Annotated in this window: 13 protein-coding genes; 10 read left to right on the top strand and 3 right to left on the bottom strand. The window is 66.3% G+C overall.

The window, feature by feature from the left end:
- The 10 genes from glcE (at position 1) to SMA01S_RS00265 (ending at position 13,377) form a co-directional block, all read left to right on the top strand.
- Positions 1 to 1,137 carry a glycolate oxidase subunit GlcE gene (gene glcE / locus SMA01S_RS00220; RefSeq protein WP_066815473.1) on the top strand — a complete coding sequence of 379 codons (1,137 nt, stop codon included), beginning with the start codon at positions 1 to 3 and terminating at the stop codon, positions 1,135 to 1,137.
- A complete protein-coding gene (gene glcF, locus SMA01S_RS00225) occupies positions 1,138 to 2,445 on the top strand; it encodes a glycolate oxidase subunit GlcF (RefSeq protein WP_066816003.1) in 1,308 nt (435 codons plus the stop codon).
- 68 nt (positions 2,446 to 2,513) lie between these two features.
- The gene (rhmD, locus tag SMA01S_RS00230; protein WP_066816006.1) at positions 2,514 to 3,701 is read left to right on the top strand and encodes an L-rhamnonate dehydratase; all 1,188 of its coding nucleotides are present in this window, start codon (positions 2,514 to 2,516) and stop codon (positions 3,699 to 3,701) included.
- 9 nt (positions 3,702 to 3,710) lie between these two features.
- The gene (locus SMA01S_RS00235) at positions 3,711 to 4,568 is read left to right on the top strand and encodes a fumarylacetoacetate hydrolase family protein (RefSeq protein ID WP_066816009.1); all 858 of its coding nucleotides are present in this window, start codon (positions 3,711 to 3,713) and stop codon (positions 4,566 to 4,568) included.
- Positions 4,565 to 5,314: an SDR family NAD(P)-dependent oxidoreductase gene (locus tag SMA01S_RS00240; RefSeq protein WP_066816013.1), complete on the top strand. Its 750-nt coding sequence runs from the start codon at positions 4,565 to 4,567 to the stop codon at positions 5,312 to 5,314. Before SMA01S_RS00235 ends, SMA01S_RS00240 begins: the two co-directional genes overlap by 4 nt.
- A 1-nt stretch (position 5,315) precedes the next feature.
- Positions 5,316 to 6,221, top strand: coding sequence for an amidohydrolase family protein (locus SMA01S_RS00245; protein ID WP_066816016.1), 906 nt, complete (start codon positions 5,316 to 5,318; stop codon positions 6,219 to 6,221).
- A gap of 2 nt (positions 6,222 to 6,223) precedes the next feature.
- Complete coding sequence (locus SMA01S_RS00250) at positions 6,224 to 9,343, top strand: alpha-L-rhamnosidase (RefSeq protein ID WP_066816019.1); 3,120 nt, start codon at positions 6,224 to 6,226, stop codon at positions 9,341 to 9,343.
- Between the two features lie 19 nt (positions 9,344 to 9,362).
- A complete protein-coding gene (locus SMA01S_RS00255; RefSeq protein WP_084249943.1) occupies positions 9,363 to 10,031 on the top strand; it encodes an aspartate/glutamate racemase family protein in 669 nt (222 codons plus the stop codon).
- Positions 10,028 to 11,293: an MFS transporter gene (locus SMA01S_RS00260; protein ID WP_066816022.1), complete on the top strand. Its 1,266-nt coding sequence runs from the start codon at positions 10,028 to 10,030 to the stop codon at positions 11,291 to 11,293. Before SMA01S_RS00255 ends, SMA01S_RS00260 begins: the two co-directional genes overlap by 4 nt.
- On the top strand, positions 11,290 to 13,377 hold the full coding sequence (locus SMA01S_RS00265) for a beta-galactosidase (protein ID WP_066816025.1): 2,088 nt from the start codon (positions 11,290 to 11,292) through the stop codon (positions 13,375 to 13,377). Before SMA01S_RS00260 ends, SMA01S_RS00265 begins: the two co-directional genes overlap by 4 nt.
- Positions 13,378 to 13,539: 162 nt before the next feature.
- Here the strand turns inward: SMA01S_RS00265 and SMA01S_RS00270 are convergent, their stop codons facing one another.
- From SMA01S_RS00270 to SMA01S_RS00280, 3 genes are read right to left on the bottom strand one after another with little or no spacing between them, the layout of a single operon-like run.
- On the bottom strand, positions 13,540 to 14,814 hold the full coding sequence (locus tag SMA01S_RS00270) for a four-carbon acid sugar kinase family protein (protein WP_066816028.1): 1,275 nt from the start codon (positions 14,812 to 14,814) through the stop codon (positions 13,540 to 13,542).
- Positions 14,811 to 16,079 carry a ribulose-bisphosphate carboxylase large subunit family protein gene (locus SMA01S_RS00275; protein ID WP_066816031.1) on the bottom strand — a complete coding sequence of 423 codons (1,269 nt, stop codon included), beginning with the start codon at positions 16,077 to 16,079 and terminating at the stop codon, positions 14,811 to 14,813. The genes SMA01S_RS00270 and SMA01S_RS00275 overlap by 4 nt, the downstream gene beginning before the upstream one ends.
- A complete protein-coding gene (locus tag SMA01S_RS00280; protein WP_066816033.1) occupies positions 16,079 to 17,902 on the bottom strand; it encodes a beta-L-arabinofuranosidase domain-containing protein in 1,824 nt (607 codons plus the stop codon). Before SMA01S_RS00280 ends, SMA01S_RS00275 begins: the two co-directional genes overlap by 1 nt.
- Positions 17,903 to 17,947 lie beyond the last annotated feature (45 nt).

The following is a 17,947-nucleotide window of genomic DNA, read 5'->3' on the forward strand; positions in this document are numbered from 1 at the left end:
ATGGCCGACCCGATCCGCCCCGACAGCGCCGATGCGCTTGCGGCGATAGTCGCCGAGGCCGCGCGCGACGGGGCGCGGCTGCGACTGCGCGGTGGCGGCAGCAAGGATGCGATCGGCGCGCCAACCCCCGACGCGCGGATCGTCGACATGCGCGGCTTTTCCGGCGTGGTCGATTATGATCCGCCGGAATTGGTGCTGACGGTGCAAGCAGGAACGCCGCTTGCCGAGGTCCAGGCTTTGGTCGCCGACAAGGGTCAGATGCTGGCGTTCGATCCGTTCGATCACGGCGCGATACTCGACGGCGCGGTTGGCGGGGCGACGATCGGCGGCATCGTCGCGGCCGGCGTGGCGGGTCCGACCCGGGTCAGCCGCGGTGCGGCGCGCGATCATCTGCTGGGCTTCGTGGGGGTGTCGGGACGCGGCGAGCGCTTCGTCGCGGGCGCGAAAGTCGTCAAGAACGTCACCGGCTACGATCTTCCCAAGCTGATCACGGGAAGCTGGGGCCGGCTTGCCGCGATCACCGAACTGACCCTCAAGGTTCTACCCGCGCCGCGCCTGCGGCTGACGCTCGGGGTCACCGGCCTGGATCCCGCCGCCGCGATATCGGCGATGGCACGGGCGATGGGGTCGGCCGCCGAAGTGTCGGCAGCGGCGCATCTGCAGGACTGGAACGGCGCCCCGCTCACCGCGATCCGCCTCGACGGCTTTCCCAGTTCGGTCGAGGCGCGCGCGGCGCTCCTCACGCGGCTGGTCGACGGCATCGCGCCGCTCGCTGACGAAGAGGCCGCACGCCTCTGGCCCGCGATCACCACGGCGGCACCATTGCCGGCGGGCGTGCCCCTGTGGCGGATCATCGCCCCTGCGGCGCAGATGCCGAACGTTATCCCCGCGATCAACGGCGCGTGGCTGCTCGACTGGGCCGGCGGCCTGCTCTGGCTCGCGAGCGCAGACGATCCGCAGGCGATCCGCGCCGCTGCCATGCAAGCGGGCGGACATGCCATGCTCGTGCGCGCGGACGCCGAAACGCGCGCCATCGTGCCGGCGCTTCATCCGCAACCCAACATGCTCGCCGCGCTGGAGGAGCGCGTACGCCGCGCCTTCGATCCGGCGGGCGTGTTCGAGACAGGGCGCTTCTAGGTGCAGACGCAATTCTCCCCCGAGCAATTGGCCGATCCGGCAATGGCATCGTCCGAAGGAGTGATCCGCAAGTGCGTCCATTGCGGATTCTGCACCGCGACCTGCCCGACCTATGTCCTGCTCGGCGACGAGCTCGATAGCCCGCGCGGGCGGATCTACATGATCAAGGACATGCTCGAGAACGAGCGCGCCCCGAGCGCCGAGGTCGTCAAGCATGTCGACCGCTGCCTATCCTGCCTGTCGTGCATGACGACGTGCCCGTCGGGCGTGAACTATATGCACCTGGTCGACCATGCCCGAGCCTATATCAACGCGGGCTACACGCGCCCGTGGCACGAGCGGATGCTGCGCAGCATTCTGGCCTGGGTGCTTCCCTACCCTGCCCGATTCCGGGCCGCCCTGCGGCTCGCGCAAATCGGGCGGCCCCTGGCGCCGCTATTCGCCAAGGTAGGCGCGCTACGTCCCCTAGCAGCGATGCTCGCGCTGGCGCCGCGGCGGATTCCGTCCGCGCCGCAGAAACACGTTCTAGCGTCCACGACGCGTCAGCGTATCGCGCTGCTGCAGGGATGTGCCGAGCCGGTGCTGCGCCCAGAATTCCGCGCCGCGGCGATCCGCTTGCTCGATCGCGCGGGCTACGATGTCGTGCTGACACCCAGCGAGCAATGCTGCGGGGCGTTGGTGCACCATATGGGGCGCGAGAAAGCCAGCCTTGAAGCCGCCCGACGCAATGTCGACGCCTGGACGCGCGAGATCGAGTCCGGTGGTCTCGCGGCGATCGTCGTCACTGCATCGGGCTGCGGCACGACGATCAAGGATTACGGATTCATGCTGCGCGACGATCCCGCTTATGCCGAGAAGGCGGCGCGGGTCTCCAGTCTGGCGCGCGACATCAGCGAAGTGCTGATCGACGCCGAGCTGCCGCTGGGCGACGGCCGCGGTCTGACGGTCGCCTATCATGCCGCTTGCTCGCTGCAGCATGGGCAAAAAGTGACCGACGCGCCGAAGCGATTGCTGGCCGGCGCCGGTTATGCCGTCCGCACGCCGATCGAGGCGCATCTCTGCTGCGGGTCGGCGGGCACCTACAACATCCTCCAGCCCGAAATCGCCGGCAAGCTCGGCGACCGCAAGGCGGCCAATCTCGCGCGGCTCGACGCCGACGTGATCGCCACGGGCAATATCGGCTGCGCGATGCAGCTCGCTCCACGCCTCGGCATTCCGGTCGTCCACACGATCGAGCTGCTCGACTGGGCCACCGGAGGCCCCGTTCCACCGCAACTTGCAGGCCGCGACGCCCCTAAGAGCGGTTGACTTTAATAGTCATATTATACAATCCAGACGAACGATGCCGCTAAGGGCGTCACGGGGGAAGGATTCGGATGGGCCTGCCGAAGATCAAGCATGTTCGCACGTTCACCGTCCGGGGCGGCGGCGCCGACTATCACGACCAGGGCGATGGCCATTGGATCGACGACCATATTTCGACGCCGATGGCGCGCTATCCCGAATATCGCCAGTCGCGGCGGAGCTTCGGGATCAACGTACTGGGGACGTTGGTAGTCGAACTCGAGGCCGATGACGGCACGATCGGTTTCGCGGTGACCACCGGCGGTGAGCCCGCCGCGTTCATCGTCGAGAAGCATCTGTCGCGCTTCCTCGTCGGCCGCAGCCCGGCCGACTATGAGAAGATCTGGGACCAGATGTACTTCGCGACCCAATATTACGGGCGCAAGGGACTGGTGGTGAACGCAATTTCGGGCGTCGACCTCGCGCTCTGGGATCTGCTCGGCAAATTGCGCGGCGAGCCGGTCTATCACATGCTCGGCGGCGCGGTGCGCGACGAGCTGCAATTCTACGCCACCGGCTCGCGACCGGATATCGCCAAGCAACTCGGCTTCATCGGCGGCAAGCTGCCGCTCCATCATGGCCCGGCCGAAGGGCTGGAGGGAATGGAGAAGAACATCGCCCTGCTCGCCGACATGCGCAGTAAGTGCGGCGACGATTTCTGGCTGATGTACGATTGCTGGATGAGCCTCGACATCGACTATGCGACGCGGCTTGCGCAGCGCGCCTGGCACGAATGCGGACTGAAGTGGATCGAGGAGGCGCTGAGCCCCGACGATTATTGGGGTTACGCCCAGCTGAAGAAGAACGCGCCCAGAGGCCTGCTCGTCACCACCGGCGAGCATGAGGCGACACGCTGGGGCTTCCGCATGCTGATGGACATGGAATGCTGCGACATCATCCAGCCCGACGTGGGCTGGTGCGGCGGCGTCACCGAACTGATCAAGATCGCCAATTACGCCGATAGCCGCGGCGTGATGATGGTGCCGCACGGATCGTCGGTCTACAGCTATCATTTCGTGATCACGCGTCACAATTCGCCGTTCGCCGAGTTCCTGATGATGCACCCTGGGCCCACCGAAATCGTGCCGATGTTTGCACCGCAGTTGCTCGGCGAGCCTGTCCCGGTGAACGGCAAGATCCGCGCGAGCGAACTCGACAAGCCCGGTTTCGGCGTCGAGCTCAATCGCGAGATCGCGCTCCACCGTCCCTATCCAAACTAAGGAATAACAATGAAGCTCTGCCGTTATGGTGCCGTGGGCGCCGAGAAGCCCGGCCTGATCGATGCCGAAGGCCGCATCCGCGACCTGTCGGGCCTTGTCGCGGACATCGGACCGAACGAGTTGGGCAAGGACAGCCTCGCGAAGCTCGCGGCGATCGATCCCGCGAGCCTGCCGCTGGTCGAAGGTGACGTCCGCTATGGCGCCTGCGTGGCGGGCACCCGTCAGTTCATCGCGATCGGCACGAATTTCGCCGACCATGCAGCGGAGTCGAACCTGCCGGTGCCCGAGGAACCGGTCGTGTTCCAGAAGTGGGTGAGCTGCATCCAGGGGCCGAACGACCCCGTCACCATTCCGAAGGATTCGAAGAAAACCGACTGGGAAGTCGAGCTCGGCGTCGTGATCGGCACCGCCGCTTCCTATGTCGACGAAGCCAATGCGCTCGACCATGTCGCCGGCTATTGCGTGATCAACGACGTGTCCGAGCGCCACTGGCAGATCGAGCGCGGTCTGACCTGGGATAAAGGCAAGGGCTTCCCGACCTTCGGGCCGATCGGCCCATGGATGGTCACCGCCGACGAAGTGGGCGATCCGCAGAACCTGGCGATGTGGCTGTCGGTCAATGGCCGCAAGATGCAGAACGGCAGCAGCAAGACGATGATCTTCACCGTCGCGCAGATCGTCGCCTATTGCTCGCAGTTCATGACCCTGTTGCCGGGCGACGTCATCACCACCGGTACGCCGCCGGGCGTCGGCCTCGGCCAGAAGCCCGAGCCCTGGTACCTCAAGGCCGGCGACGTGGTCGAACTCGGCATCGAGAAGCTCGGCGAGCAGCGGCAGGAGTTCGTCGCCTGGGATGCGACCAAGTGAGCGTCTATGCCGGCCGCTTTGCCGGGCGCGCGGCGATCGTCACCGGCGGCGCGTCGGGCCTCGGCAAGGCCGTCGCCAAACGCATCGTCGCCGAGGGCGGCACGGTCGCATTGTGGGACCTCAACCCCGAGGCGCTGGCGGCCGCGAAGGACGAGGTCGGCGCTGCTGATATCCAGGCGCTCGACGTCTCCGATCCCGCCGCGGTCGAGGCTGCGGCCAAGGCCAGCGGCGCGGCGCTCGGCAAGGTCGACGTGCTGGTCTGCTCGGCCGGCATCACCGGCGCGACCGTTCCGGTTCACGAATTCCCGATCGACAGCTGGCAGCGGGTCATCGACATCAACCTCAACGGCCTGTTCTACTGCAACCGAGCGGTGGTGCCGCTGATGCTGGCGAACGGCTATGGCCGCATCGTCAATATCGCGTCGGTCGCGGGCAAGGAAGGCAATCCCAATGCCAGCGCCTATTCGGCATCCAAGGCGGGCGTGATCGGCTTCACCAAATCGCTCGGCAAGGAACTCGCCGAAAAGGGCGTGATCGCCAACGCGCTGACGCCGGCGACGTTCGAAAGCCCGATCCTGGCGCAGTTGCCGCAGAGCCAGGTCGATTACATGCGCTCGAAAATCCCGATGGGCCGGCTGGGCGAAGTGAGCGAGTCCGCCGCGATGGTCTGCTTCATGGCGAGCGAGGAATGCAGCTTCACCACCGCATCCACCTTCGACACGTCCGGTGGCCGCACGACCTTTTGACATGACCGAGCGGCCGCCCTTCATCGACGCGCACGTCCATCTGTGGGACCTGTCCCACATCCGCTATCCGTGGCTGATGCCGCCGTTCGCGGAGGACGGCCCGAACGGCAGCGTGGAGCCGATCGCCAAGGGTTACGGGCTCGACGATTATCTTGCCGATGCACGCGGCTGGGACGTACGAGGCATCGTCCATGTCGATGCCGGCGCCGATCCGGCGGACGCGCTGAAGGAGACCGATTGGCTGCAGGCGACGGCCGATGCGCGCGGCATGCCCAACGCGATCGTCGCCTTCGCCGCGTTGGACGACCCGAAGGTCGAGGCGTTGCTCGCCGCGCATGCCGGGCGCCGGTCGGTGCGCGGCATCCGCCATATCGTCAACTGGCACCCCGATCCGGTGCGCACCTATACGCCGCGCGATGTAACCCGGGACGAAGCCTGGGCAGCGGGCTTCGCATTGCTCGGCAAATATGGCTTGAGCTTCGATCTCCAGGCCTATCCCGGCCAGTTTCCCGCTCTAGCGCCGTTGCTCGAACGGCATCCCGACGTACCGGTGATGATCAATCATGCCGGCATGATGGTCGGGGAGAGTGGCCGTGAGGAATGGCGCGCGGGGATGCGCGCACTTGCCGCGATCCCGCATGTCGCGGTCAAGATCTCGGGCATCGGCTTCGCCTTCCGCCCGTGGACGATCGAGCAGATGCGCAGCTATGTGCTCGAGACGATCGAGCTGTTCGGCACCGACCGCGCGATGTTCGCCAGCGATTTCCCGACCGACAAATTGTTCGGCGGGTTCGACCAGCATCTTGATGCCTATAATGCCATCGTCGCCGATTTCAGCGACGACGAGCGCCGCGCCTTGTTCGCGGGCAACGCCAATCGACTATACCGCCTCGGCCTGACGCTCTGATCATGCGCATCGTCGATCTGCGCGCCGAATACACGATCGATCTGCTCGGTACCGATGTCAAGCGCCCGCGCCTGTCGTGGCGGATCGAAAGCGATCGGCCGGGTACCGTACAGGCGAGCTATCGCCTGCGCGCGGCCGACAGCGCCGAAGCGCTTACGGACGGCGCATTGCTGTGGGACAGCGGCGAGGTTGCGGGCTATGCGACCGTCGATATCGCTTATGGCGGCCCTACCCTTGCCCCCATGCAGCGCGTCTGGTGGTCGGTCGAGGCGACGGACGAGATCGGCGCCGCCGCATGCTCGGCGCCGAGCTGGTTCGAGACCGGCCTGACCGGGCACAATTCCTGGCACGCCGATTGGATCGAGGCGGAGGACGACAATGCCGCCGCCGACCGCGCCGCCGGGCTCGCCTGGGTGTGGAGCGAGACCGCGCTCGACGATCGCCCCCACGCCTTCCGCCTCGATTTCGAGGCGCCAGACGATCTGGTCCGCGCGGAAATATTGCTGGCGGGCAAGGATCATCTGCGCGGCGTCTGGATCAACGGCGCGCCGGCCCCGCTCGATCGGCATTTCGACTGGGACACCTACCTCCCCTTCTGGGGCACGCTCGCGCCTTATGCCGGCGACGTTCGGCCCGGTCGCAACAGCGTCTGCGCGCTGGTCGAGGCGGACACGACCGGCTTCTTTCCCGTCGACGGTGGCGCCTTCGCGGCGTTGATCCGGCTTCATCGCGCCGACGGCAGCGTCGAGCGCCTGGTCAGCGGGCCGGCCTGGAAGGTGCGCCCGAGTCCGCCCGCCGATTGGACGGGCGCCGATGCCGATACCTCGGACTGGGCTACCGCGCAGCCAAGCGGCGCGAATGTCCGCAACGATCCGCGACCTTCGGAGCCGGGGATGCTGCTGCGGACCGAGTTCGACGCGCGGGGACCCGTGGTCGCGGCGCGGCTCTACGCGACAGCGCTCGGGGCCTATGACGCACGGATTAACGGTCAGCCGGTCTCGGAGGCGTTGCTGGCGCCCGAAGTGACCGTCGCGCACGATCATATCCTTTACCAGACCTACGATGTGACCGACCTGATTGCTCCCGGCGCCAACGCGCTCGCCGCGATGGTCGGCGACGGCTGGTATGCCAGCCCGTTCGGCTGGCGGATCGAGCGCTATGGCTTCGGCCCCGCGCCGCGCCGGCTGCGCGCGCAACTCCGCATCGATTATGCCGACGGCAGCAGCGAGTGGATCGCCACCGGACCCGATTGGCGGATTGCGCCCTCACCTGTCCTGAAGTCCGAAATTTATGACGGCGAAACCTATGACGCTCGGCTGGAGCGCGCGGGTTGGGACCAGCCGGGGTTCGACGACAGTGGCTGGGCACAGGCAAAAGTCGGTGAAGCGCCCAAAGCGCGGCTCGTCGCGCAGACATCGCCTGCGCTGAAGGCTACAGGGACACGCCGCGCGATCGCGGTCAGCGAGCCGCAACCGGGGCGCTACATCTTCGATTTCGGTCAGAATTTCTCGGGCTGGGTGCGCATCCGGGCGACCGGACCGGCCGGCGCGACCGTCACCGCCAAATTTGCTGAGTTGCTCAACCCCGACGGCACAGCGGATCTGTCCAACCTCCGCCTCGCCAAGGCGACCGACAGTTTCACGCTCGCCGGGTCTGGCGAGGAAGTGTTCGAACCGCATTTCACCTATCACGGCTTCCGCTATGTCGAGATCGCCGGATATCCCGGCGTGCCGACGGCGGACGACATCGAAGGGGTCGTCGTCCACAGCGCATGTCGCGAAACCGGCAGCATGACTTTCGCCGACGCGCCTTTGCTCCAGACGATCTGGCACAACGCTTTGTGGAGCCAGCGCTCCAACTTCTTCTCGGTGCCGACCGATTGCCCGCAGCGCGACGAGCGGATGGGATGGATGGGCGACATCCAGGTGTTCCTCGACGCCGCGGCGTTCAACATGGAGGTCGATCCCTTCATCCGCCGCTTCCTGCTCGAAGCGCGCGCCGCGCAGCGGCCGGACGGCGCCTATCCGATCGTGGTGCCGCAGCCTCTGTCCTTCCCAGATGTGGTGACCGCGGGCTGGAGCGAGGCGGGCATCATCCTGCCCTGGCAACTCTGGCAGCGTTACGGCGACACCGCCGTGATCGACGAGAATTGGGCGGCAATGGAAGCCTGGATGGACTTCGTCGCGCGAAGCAATCCCGATCATATCTGGCGCAACGACCGCGGACTCGACCTCGGCGACTGGCTGTCGGTCGATGCGATCAAGCCCGACGACGAGACGACGCCGCGCGTGCTCTGCGCGACCGCTTATTGGGCCTGGTCGGCGGCATTGATGACAGAGATGGCAGAGGCGACCAGCCGTTTCGCCGATGCCGACCGGTATCGCGCTCTTCGCGAGAAGATCGGGCAAGCCTTCGCCGCCGAATTCGTCGCAGCCGACGGCACCGCCGGCAATGGCAGCCAGGCCAGCCAGGTGCTCGCCTTGTTCATGGATCTGGTGCCCGGCGACCGACGCGACGCCGCAGCCGATGTGCTGACCGCGGATATCCGCAAGCGCGGCATGAAATTATCGACTGGCTTTCTCGGAACGCCCTACATCCTCGACGTGCTGGCCGATGCCGGCCGCCTGGAGGAAGTCGCCGGACTGCTGCTCCAGACCGGCTATCCCAGCTGGGGCTATATGCCGGAGAAGGGCGCGACCACGATGTGGGAGCGGTGGAACGGCGACACCGGCGACCTGTCGATGAACAGCTACAACCATTATGCGTTCGGCGCGATCGTCGGGTTCTTCTATCGCCGCCTGGCGGGTATCGCGCCCGCCGCACCCGGCTTCCGCCGCATCGCCGCGCGGCCATTGTGGCTGCCGCAGATCGGCCGCGTGTCGGCGCGCTACGACTCACTGGTCGGCCCGATCGAGACGAGTACGGACGGCAATGCCGAGCAGTTGACGCGGTTCGCGCTGTCGATCCCCGCCAACACTATCGCCGAGGTCGAACTGCCTGCGGGCGATTGGCGTGACAGCGGCCATGGCCTCGATGCGCGTCCCGCGATCAGCGCGCTCACCAATGATGGCCAATCGATCCGCTTCGAGGTCGGCGCCGGACGCTACGATTTCACGATATAAGCCCTGAGAGGAACTACCCGTGGCCACGCTAGGACTCATCCACAATTCGCCGATGCTGGCACCCGTGTTCAACGAGATCGCCGCGCGGGTGATGCCCGATGTCCGGCTGCTCCACTTCGTCGATGAGAGCACGATCAAGAACACGATCGCGGCCGGCCACCTCCAGAAGGCGACGATGCGCCAGGTCATCCGGCTGGTCGGCTCGGCATTCGACGCGGGTTGCGATGCGGCGCTGGTGACCTGCTCGTCGATCGGCCGCGCGGTCGACATGGCCGCCGAACTCTACGACCAGCCGGTTCTGCGCGTCGATCGGGCGATGGCGGAAAAAGCCGTCGCGACCGGCAAGCGGGTCGGCGTGGTGGCAACCCTGTCGACCACGCTCGAGCCCACCGCAGAGCTGGTCCGCCGTGTCGCCGCCGAGCAGGGCAAGCAGATCGAGATCGTCGAGCATCTCTGCCAGGGTGCGTTCGACGCGGTGATGGCGGGCGACGGCGCGACCCACGACCGTATCGTCGCCGAAGGGCTGACCGAGGGCATGAAAGGCGTGGACGCGATCGTGCTGGCGCAGGCGTCGATGGCGCGTGTCGTCGCCAGTCTGCCCGAAGGCGCGGTATCGGCACCGGTCTATTCGAGTCCGGAGCTCGGCATGGAGCGAGCGCGCGACGTGCTGGCGAGCCTGGGCCGTTGAAGAAGCGCTACGCGGTCGTCGGGTTGCTCGCGCTCCTGTCGATCATCACCTTTCTCGATCGGATGGCGATCGCGGTTACCGGCACGTCGATCCAGAAGGATCTGAACATCGGCGCCGAGCAATGGGGCTGGATCCTCGGCGCTTATGTCATCGCCTACGCCGTGTTCGAAATCCCGTCGGGAGCGATGGGCGACGCGCATGGTTATCGCCGGGAATTGACGCGGATAACGATCTGGTGGTCGGTGTTCACCGCGGCGACCGCGGTGTGCCGCAACTTCTGGCAGCTCATGGGCGCCCGCTTCCTGTTCGGACTGGGTGCGGCGGGCGCCTATCCCAATATGTCGGGTGTGCTCTATCGCTGGTTGCCGGCGCGCGAACGCGCGCGGGGGCAAGGGGTGATCTGGGCAGCAAGCCGGTTCGGTGGCGCGCTGGCGCCGCTGTTGCTCGTGCCGATCAACAAATATTTCGGCTGGCACGCCGTGTTCATCGCGCTGGGCGCGATCGGGTTCTGCTGGGCGATCGCGTGGCGAAGCTGGTTCCGCGACCGACCCGCCGACCAGCCCGGCATCGCGCCGGAGGAAGTGGCCGACATCGGCAGTGACGATAGCGGCAGTCACCTCGGCACCCCTTGGCGTCGGCTGCTCGGCTTGCCGCAGCTCTGGCTGATCACGGCCGCCTATTTCTTTTACGCCTTCGGCAGTTGGTTCTTCTTCGGCTGGTTTCCGACCTGGATGGTCAAGGGCGCGCATTTCACCGAAGCCGAAATGGGCCTGTACGGCGCGATCCCGTTCCTGCTCGGCGTGGTCGGCAATCTCGCGGGTGGCGTGCTGTGCGACCGGCTGGCGACCCGGATCGGTATCCGGCGCGCCTACAAGATCATCGCCAGTATCTGCCTTACGCTGACCGCGATCCTGCTGGTCGCGCTCAGCCTCGCCGCCACCAAGACCGCGGTCGTATTGCTGTCAGGCTCCGCCTTCATGGTCATGGACCTGATGCTGCCGAGCGCCTGGGCGATGTGCATGGCGATCGGCGGGCGCTACGGCGGCACCGCGAGCGGGGTGATGAATACGGCGGGCAATATCGGCGGCTTCGTCTGCTCGGTTGCGTTCGGCCATGTCGTGGCGTCGACCGGCAATTACGCGCTGCCGCTTCAGGGCGTGGCAGTGATGGTGCTCGTCGCTGCCGGTATCTTCACGCTTGTCGACTGCACCAAAGGGTTCGATCACAAGATCGCGCCCGAAAAGGATCTGGTGGCCGCATGATCCGCAAGCTCTCTATCGCCATTGCCGGCGTCGCGTTGATCGCCGGCGCCGTTCCGGTCGCGCCATCATTCGCCAAGCCGCCGGCAGCCGCGCCTCTTCCCGTTGCCCAAGAACGGCTCTGGCTGGGATCGGCCTGGTATCCCGAGCAATGGCCGGAAAGCGCCTGGCCCGAGGATTTGCGGCTGATGAAGGGTGCCGGCGCCAATGTCGTCCGCATCGGCGAATATGGCTGGAGCCGGATGGAGCCGAGCGAGGGCCAATATGATTTCGGCTGGCTGGTCCGCGCCGTCCGGCTCGCCGCCAAATACGACATCAAGGTCGTGGTCGGCACGCCGACCGATACGCCACCCGCCTGGCTGACCGAGAAATATCCCGACACGTTGCAGGTCGACGGCAGCGGCAAGCGGCTGGGCCATGGCGGTCGGCGGCAATTCTCCATCTCGTCGCAACGCTATCGCGTACTCGCTCGCGACATCGTCACGCGGATGGCACAGGCGCTGAAGGACGAACCCAACGTCATCGGCTGGCAGGTCGGCAACGAACCGACTGACGAAAGCTACGACCCGGAGGCGCGCGCAGCCTGGGTCGCGTGGCTCAAGGCGCGTTATGGCACACTCGACGCGCTCAACGAGGCGTGGACGACCGCTTATTGGTCACAGACCTATAGCGCCTGGGATCAAGTGCCGTTCAATACCGACAAGGGCAATCCCGGCTGGATGCTCGAGCTCAAGCGCTTCATCACCGCGCAATGGGGCGAGTTCCACCGCAACCAGCGCGACGCGATCCGCGCGGTGGTCGGACCGAAGCCGTTCATCACCGTCAATCTGGGCGGCCTTGGCTGGGCCGACCGCTTCGATCGCTATGCGATCAACCGCGACCTCGATCTCGCCTCGTGGGACGATTACGTCGGCACCGGCCATCTCAAGCCCTATCGCAACGGCGCCACGCATGATCTGGTGCGCGGCTGGAAACGGCGCAATTTCTGGGTGATGGAGACGCAGCCCGGCTTCGTGAACTGGGCGCCGGTCAGCAACATCCTCTATCCCGGCGAGACGCGCGCGATGGCCTGGCAGGCGATCGGGCATGGTGCCGACGCGGTGCTCTATTGGCAGTGGCGCAACGCGCTGAACGGCCAGGAGACGATGCATGGATCGGTGGTTGGGCCCGACGGCAAGCCATTGCCGATCTATCCCGAGATCCAGGCGCTGGGCCGCGAATTCGCCAAGGCCTCGCCGATGCTGGCCGGCACCAGTCCGGTATCCTCCGTCGCATTGCTCCAGGATTATCCGAGCCGCTGGGCGATCGATTTCCAGCTCCACCATCGCGATTACGATCAGATCGAGGTGCTGCTCGATTATTATCGGCCGCTCAAGGATGCGCTGGGAGCCGTTGACATCGTCGAGGCGGCCAATGCGCCGCTCGACGGATACAAATTGGTCGTCGCGCCCAGCCTCAACGTCATCACCGATGCGATGGCGAAGCGGCTGGCCGATTACGTCCAGCGCGGCGGGCACCTGATCCTGGGTCCGCGATCAGGGATGAAGGACGCATTCAACCGCCTCGATCCGCAGCGCCAGCCCGGTCCGCTCGCCGAGTTGCTGGGCGGGCGCGTCGAGCAATTCTACGCGCTGGACGAGAAGGTCGCGGTCGGCGACGGCAGCGCCTCGATCTGGGCCGAGCAACTGACGCCGACGTCGCCCGACACGCGGATTCTGCTGAGCTATGGCAAGGCCAATGGCTGGCTCGACGGCAAGGCCGCTGTGATCACGCGCAACGTTGGCAAGGGCAGCATCACTTATGTCGGCGCCTTGGTCGACGACCATGTGATGGACGAACTGATCGGCGCGGCGGTGCGAGATGCCGGGGTGACGCGCGACTTCGCCGTGCCGGCGGATGTCGAGCTGATGACGCGCCAAGGCCAGGGGCGATCGATCGTCATCCTGATCAACCATGGCAGCGAGAGTCGGACCGTGGCGCTGCCGGAGACGATGGGCGACGTGCTGGCCGGCGGCCAGATGCGGTCGGTGACGTTGCCGGCGCAGGGTGTGGCAGTGCTATCGCGGTCGGTGCGGGGGAAGCCCTAGTTCCTCCCCGGCACGGGGAGGGGGACCATCGCGTAGCGATGGTGGAGGGGGCCCGCGACCGACTCATCGCAAGCGAAGAGGTTAGCGGATCGTGGGGCCCCTCCACCACGCGGCTATGCCGCGCGGTCCCCCTCCCCGTTCCGGGGAGGAATTTAGGAGCCGCTATCCTCCGAGCCTAACCGCTTCGAAAAATCCCTCGCCGCCCATCTGGCCGCCCTTCAGCACCAGTTCGAGCCCGTCTATCACCGGATCGGCGGCATGCGCGCGCACCAATGGCGCACCGCGCTCGATCGGGGCAGCCCAGGTCAATGCGTCGATACCCAATTGGGCGACGCCATGGCTCGACGTATCCCCACCGGCGAACAGGACGCGGCGCAATCCGGCCTGCCGTATCGCGGCACTCGCGACACGGCCCAGCGCGGAGCCCAACCGATCGCCTGCTGCCGGGGCGACCGCTCCGAGCGGGCCTTCCGCCGAATGGATCACCGCGCGGCCACCCTCGCTTAACGCGCCCCCGGCCGCCTGCACCAACCGTTCCTCTTCCGTGCTCTCGCCGCGCAGCAACGCGTCGACATCCGCGCGGATCGTGGTGAAGCCGTCGGTCGTGCTGCGCCCGATCTGCGCCGCCGTGGCCGGCGAGCAGCTTCCGCTCACTACCAGTAGCCGGTCGACCTCCTGCGCGCGTACGCTGCTCGGCTCGCCCGTGACGATCCCGACCGCCCGCCACGCCAGCACCAGCGCGCGCGTGACACCCGAACTGCCCACCGCGAATTTCACCTTGCGGCCGAGCAGGACCGCACCGGTCGCGACGAGATCGTCGACCGACAGTCCGTCGAACAGGATGCCTGCGGCGTCGCCCGCTTCCGCAAAGGCGGCGTCGGCTTCATCGGCGTGGATGCGATCGATCGGCACCAACGCGATCCGCGCGTCGGTTTGCGCCGCGAGATGCAGGACAAGATCCGCCTCGTGCATCGGCGTCACCGGGTGGCGCGACATCGTCGGATGGCGGTCGATGCGAAACACCTCCGCCCCCGCCGCCGCGAAGAGATTGCCGAACGCGACGTAGCGGCGAAGATGCGGCGCGCCGACAACGATCGCCGCCGGACCACCGAAAGCGGCAACACCGAGGTCCAGCGCGCGCCCGATCGAGCCGGTGTGCGGACTGGAATCGAATGTCGAACAGGTCTTGTAATGGATGATCGCAGCGTCGCCGAGGCTGGCGAAAGCGCGCGGCAGATGGTCATCCATCCAGTCGGGCGAGCGGCTGCGGCTGTCACCGGCAAGGCCAATCGCCCGCGCCTCGGGGAAGCGTGCACGCAATGCGGCATCGGGATCGCGCAGGAACAGGACCGCCGGTACCCCGCCCTCGGCGCATTGCTCGAGGACATCGGTCGATCCGGTAAAATCGTCGCCATAGAAAGCGTAGAGTGGCGTCACCCCCCGAAGGCCTCCAGCGCTGCGGCCAGCTCGGGCGCATCGCGCGCGGCGTCTTCCACCGGTACCCCCGCCACTGCCGCTTCCCATGCCTGACGCAGCGCGCGCACGCCCGCGGCCGGGCCGCCGGGATGCGCCATGATCCCGCCGCCCGCCGCGAACATGCAGTCGACCGAACCGAGCGCGGCGAACGTCGGCGCGGCCTGTCTGGCCGACTGGCCCGAGGAGAAGACCGGCATGATCTCGCAGCCGGGGTGCGGCGGATCGAACATCGGCGTCAGACACTCGCGCGCCGAGGCAATGACGCTCTCGTTGCTCTCGCAGAACTTGTTGTCGATGCCGTTGACATGGGTGTGGTCGATCCCGGCCAGACGCCACAATTTCTGGAAAGCGATATAGCTCATGCCGATCGCCGGCGAGCGGCCGAGCATGCCCCAGCCGTTGCGATGGCCGTGGATCGGGAGCTGGGAATGCGCGCGCAGCACCTTCATCGCTGGCAAGCCGATCGAATTCATGCTCGCCATGACGCAAGTGCCGCCCTCGGCGATGACATGGTCGTGGCGCGAGAGCATCTCGTCGATCTCGCCGGTCAGATTGGCGGCATACATGACCCTCTTGCCGGTGCGTTGGGCATGGTCGTTGATCACGCGCATCACGGCCGAGACCCGCGCGTCGAACGGGCAATGCGGACCGTCCGCCTGGAGCTCGTCATCCTTGATGAAATCGATCCCGGCCTCGACCAGGGTCCGGACTTGCTCGGCGGTCGCCTCCGGGGAGAGGCCGACGCTCGGCTTGATGATCGTGCCGATGATCGGCCGGTCGAATACTCCCGCCAGCCTGCGCGTGCCGGCGACGCCGAATTGCGGACCCTGATAGCGATTCAGGAATTCGGGCGGCAGCGTCACGTCGATCAACCGCAGCCCGGAAAACGCCTTGAGCTCGCTGAGATTGCCGTTGATCGTCGCCAGCAGATTGGGGAGCGACAGCCCCATGTTCGATACCGGCCAGGACAGAGTCACGCGCGCGGCGCGGCGCTTGGCGTCGCCCGATTTGGGCAGCCCCGACCCCGGGAGCGACGGTGCAGCGACCTCGCCCAGCTCGATCAGGTCCTCGACCCGTGCCGCATGCGCCTCGCGCAGTTCGTCGGTCTCGCCGGGCACGCGTACGAAGGTGCCGGTCGATTGCTCGCCGGCCATCGTCGCCGCCGCCTGCTCCAGCGGGAACGCCGTCTCGATCCAATAGGTCGCGCTGATCCGGGGTTCGGTCATCAGGCAGTCTTGAAATAGGTGTTGTAGCGTTCGGTATCGACGTTGAAGTACGGCACGAACACCAGATCGCGGCCCTCGACCTGCGCGCGATACGACTGGTTCTGGCCCGGCATCGGCTCGAGCGCGGCCGGCAAGGCAATGGTCTGGTCGCCGATCCCGGCCCAGGGATTGAGCCCGACATACATCACCGCGCCGCGCATCACCGCCGCAAGATTCGGGTTCTGGTCGTCGATCGGCAAGGTGCGCAACGGCTGCGGCAACGTCAGTTCGACCACGTCGCCCGCTTTCCATGTCCGGCTGACCGTTGCCAGCGTGCCGGGCGCAACCGCTTGGGGCGCGCCGTTGACGCGGAGCGATGCTCCTTTGGTCCAAGCCGGAATGCGCAGCTTCAGCGCGAAACGGCCATTGCCGGGCTTGCGCACCGTCAGGCGGATATGGTCGGTCGCCGGATAATCGGTTTCCTGCACGACCTCGACCGCGCCGCCGGGACGATCCCAGCGGACTTCGGAGCCGGCATACATGTTGACCATCAGCGCATTGTCGTCGTGGAAATAGAGGCCCTGGACATAGTCAGCGACGCCCTGGACCAACGTGCCCGAGCAGCATGGCCATTTCTTCTGGTAATAGAGCTTCTCGGCGTCACCGCCGTAGTTCGAATAATAAGGATAGTCGCCGTCGCTGTCGGGCAGTCGCGTCGCGAGCATCGTGTTGTAGAGCGTGCGCTCTAGCCCGTCGCCATAGACCGGCGCACCGGTGAAGCGGGTGAGGTAACGCGCGAGCTTCATGTCGGCGAAGCTGCCGCACGGCGTCTCGAAATGCGCCTTGGAGGATTTGAGGCTGGCGGCGAGCTTGCCTTGATGGAGAGGCACGAACTGCTCTTCCGGTCCCCAGCCGCCGCTGGCGAAACGCTGCGGCTCCATGAAGGTCCAGGCATTCTCGAGCGCCTTGCGGTATTTGGGATCGCCGAGATGGAGATAGGCCTGGCCGCCCGAGCTCAGCGCGATCGTATGGCTATAGGCATGCTTGGTCGGCAGCACGTCCTGGCCCGCCGCAAGCGGATCGAACCATTCCTTGTTGAGCAGATAGTGCACCGCCATCGCGCGATATTTGTCATCGCCGGTGATATCGGCGACGTGGAACAGATTCTCGGGCAGGACATAGGTCTCGTCATAGGGCGGGTCGACCTTGCCGACCCGGTCGCGCGACACTGGCGAGATATACGGCATGCATTTGTCGATGATCATCGGCAGCAATGTCTTGGCCTGCTCGACCCCGCTCAACCGATAGGCATCGACGAGTCCGACGACATATTTGTCCATGACATAGGCCGCCCACTGTTCCTGCGCCTTGGGTCCGGCATAGGGGTTCTTGGCGGCGATCATCGCCTTGCCGAAGCCATCCACCAAAGCCGCGACCTTGGCGTGAACCGCCTTGTCCCCGGTGGTAGCGCCGATCCGCGCGAGGCCCGAAACATATTGGCCGAAGGCGAGACCCGGCACGAAGCCATCGGCATCATACCAGCCGCCCATGTCGGGGCCCGGCGCCGGCAGACCGGCATTCTGACGGAAGACCTTGAGCAGGCGATCATTGTCGAGCGCGAGGTAATGCGCGGCGATATGGTCGTAATGTTGCTTGATCCGGCCACCGGTCAGGCGGACGGCGCCGTACGGGAATTCGTGCACCGCTTCCTTGCCGCGCAACACCGCCTGCTGTGCGGCGAGCGCCATCGGCGACGCGGCGAGCGATCCCGCAACCGCCGTCGCGCACGCCACGCAATGGACGAATTCGCGGCGAGACACGTCGGCCTTTTTCAAGCCTGTCATGACAATCCTCTCTATACACCGGCGGTCCGCGAACAGCGCAGCCAA

The organism is Sphingomonas mali NBRC 15500 (assembly GCF_001598415.1).
Taxonomy (GTDB): Bacteria; Pseudomonadota; Alphaproteobacteria; order Sphingomonadales; family Sphingomonadaceae; genus Sphingomonas; species Sphingomonas mali.

Coding starts and splice junctions, on each gene's coding strand:
- glcE (WP_066815473.1), top strand. CDS start 1: ATGGCCGACCCGATCCGCCCCGACAGCGCCGATGCGCTTGCGGCGATA.
- rhmD (WP_066816006.1), top strand. CDS start 2,514: ATGGGCCTGCCGAAGATCAAGCATGTTCGCACGTTCACCGTCCGGGGC.
- SMA01S_RS00235 (WP_066816009.1), top strand. CDS start 3,711: ATGAAGCTCTGCCGTTATGGTGCCGTGGGCGCCGAGAAGCCCGGCCTG.
- SMA01S_RS00245 (WP_066816016.1), top strand. CDS start 5,316: ATGACCGAGCGGCCGCCCTTCATCGACGCGCACGTCCATCTGTGGGAC.
- SMA01S_RS00250 (WP_066816019.1), top strand. CDS start 6,224: ATGCGCATCGTCGATCTGCGCGCCGAATACACGATCGATCTGCTCGGT.
- SMA01S_RS00265 (WP_066816025.1), top strand. CDS start 11,290: ATGATCCGCAAGCTCTCTATCGCCATTGCCGGCGTCGCGTTGATCGCC.
- SMA01S_RS00275 (WP_066816031.1), bottom strand. CDS start 16,079: ATGACCGAACCCCGGATCAGCGCGACCTATTGGATCGAGACGGCGTTC.
- SMA01S_RS00280 (WP_066816033.1), bottom strand. CDS start 17,902: ATGACAGGCTTGAAAAAGGCCGACGTGTCTCGCCGCGAATTCGTCCAT.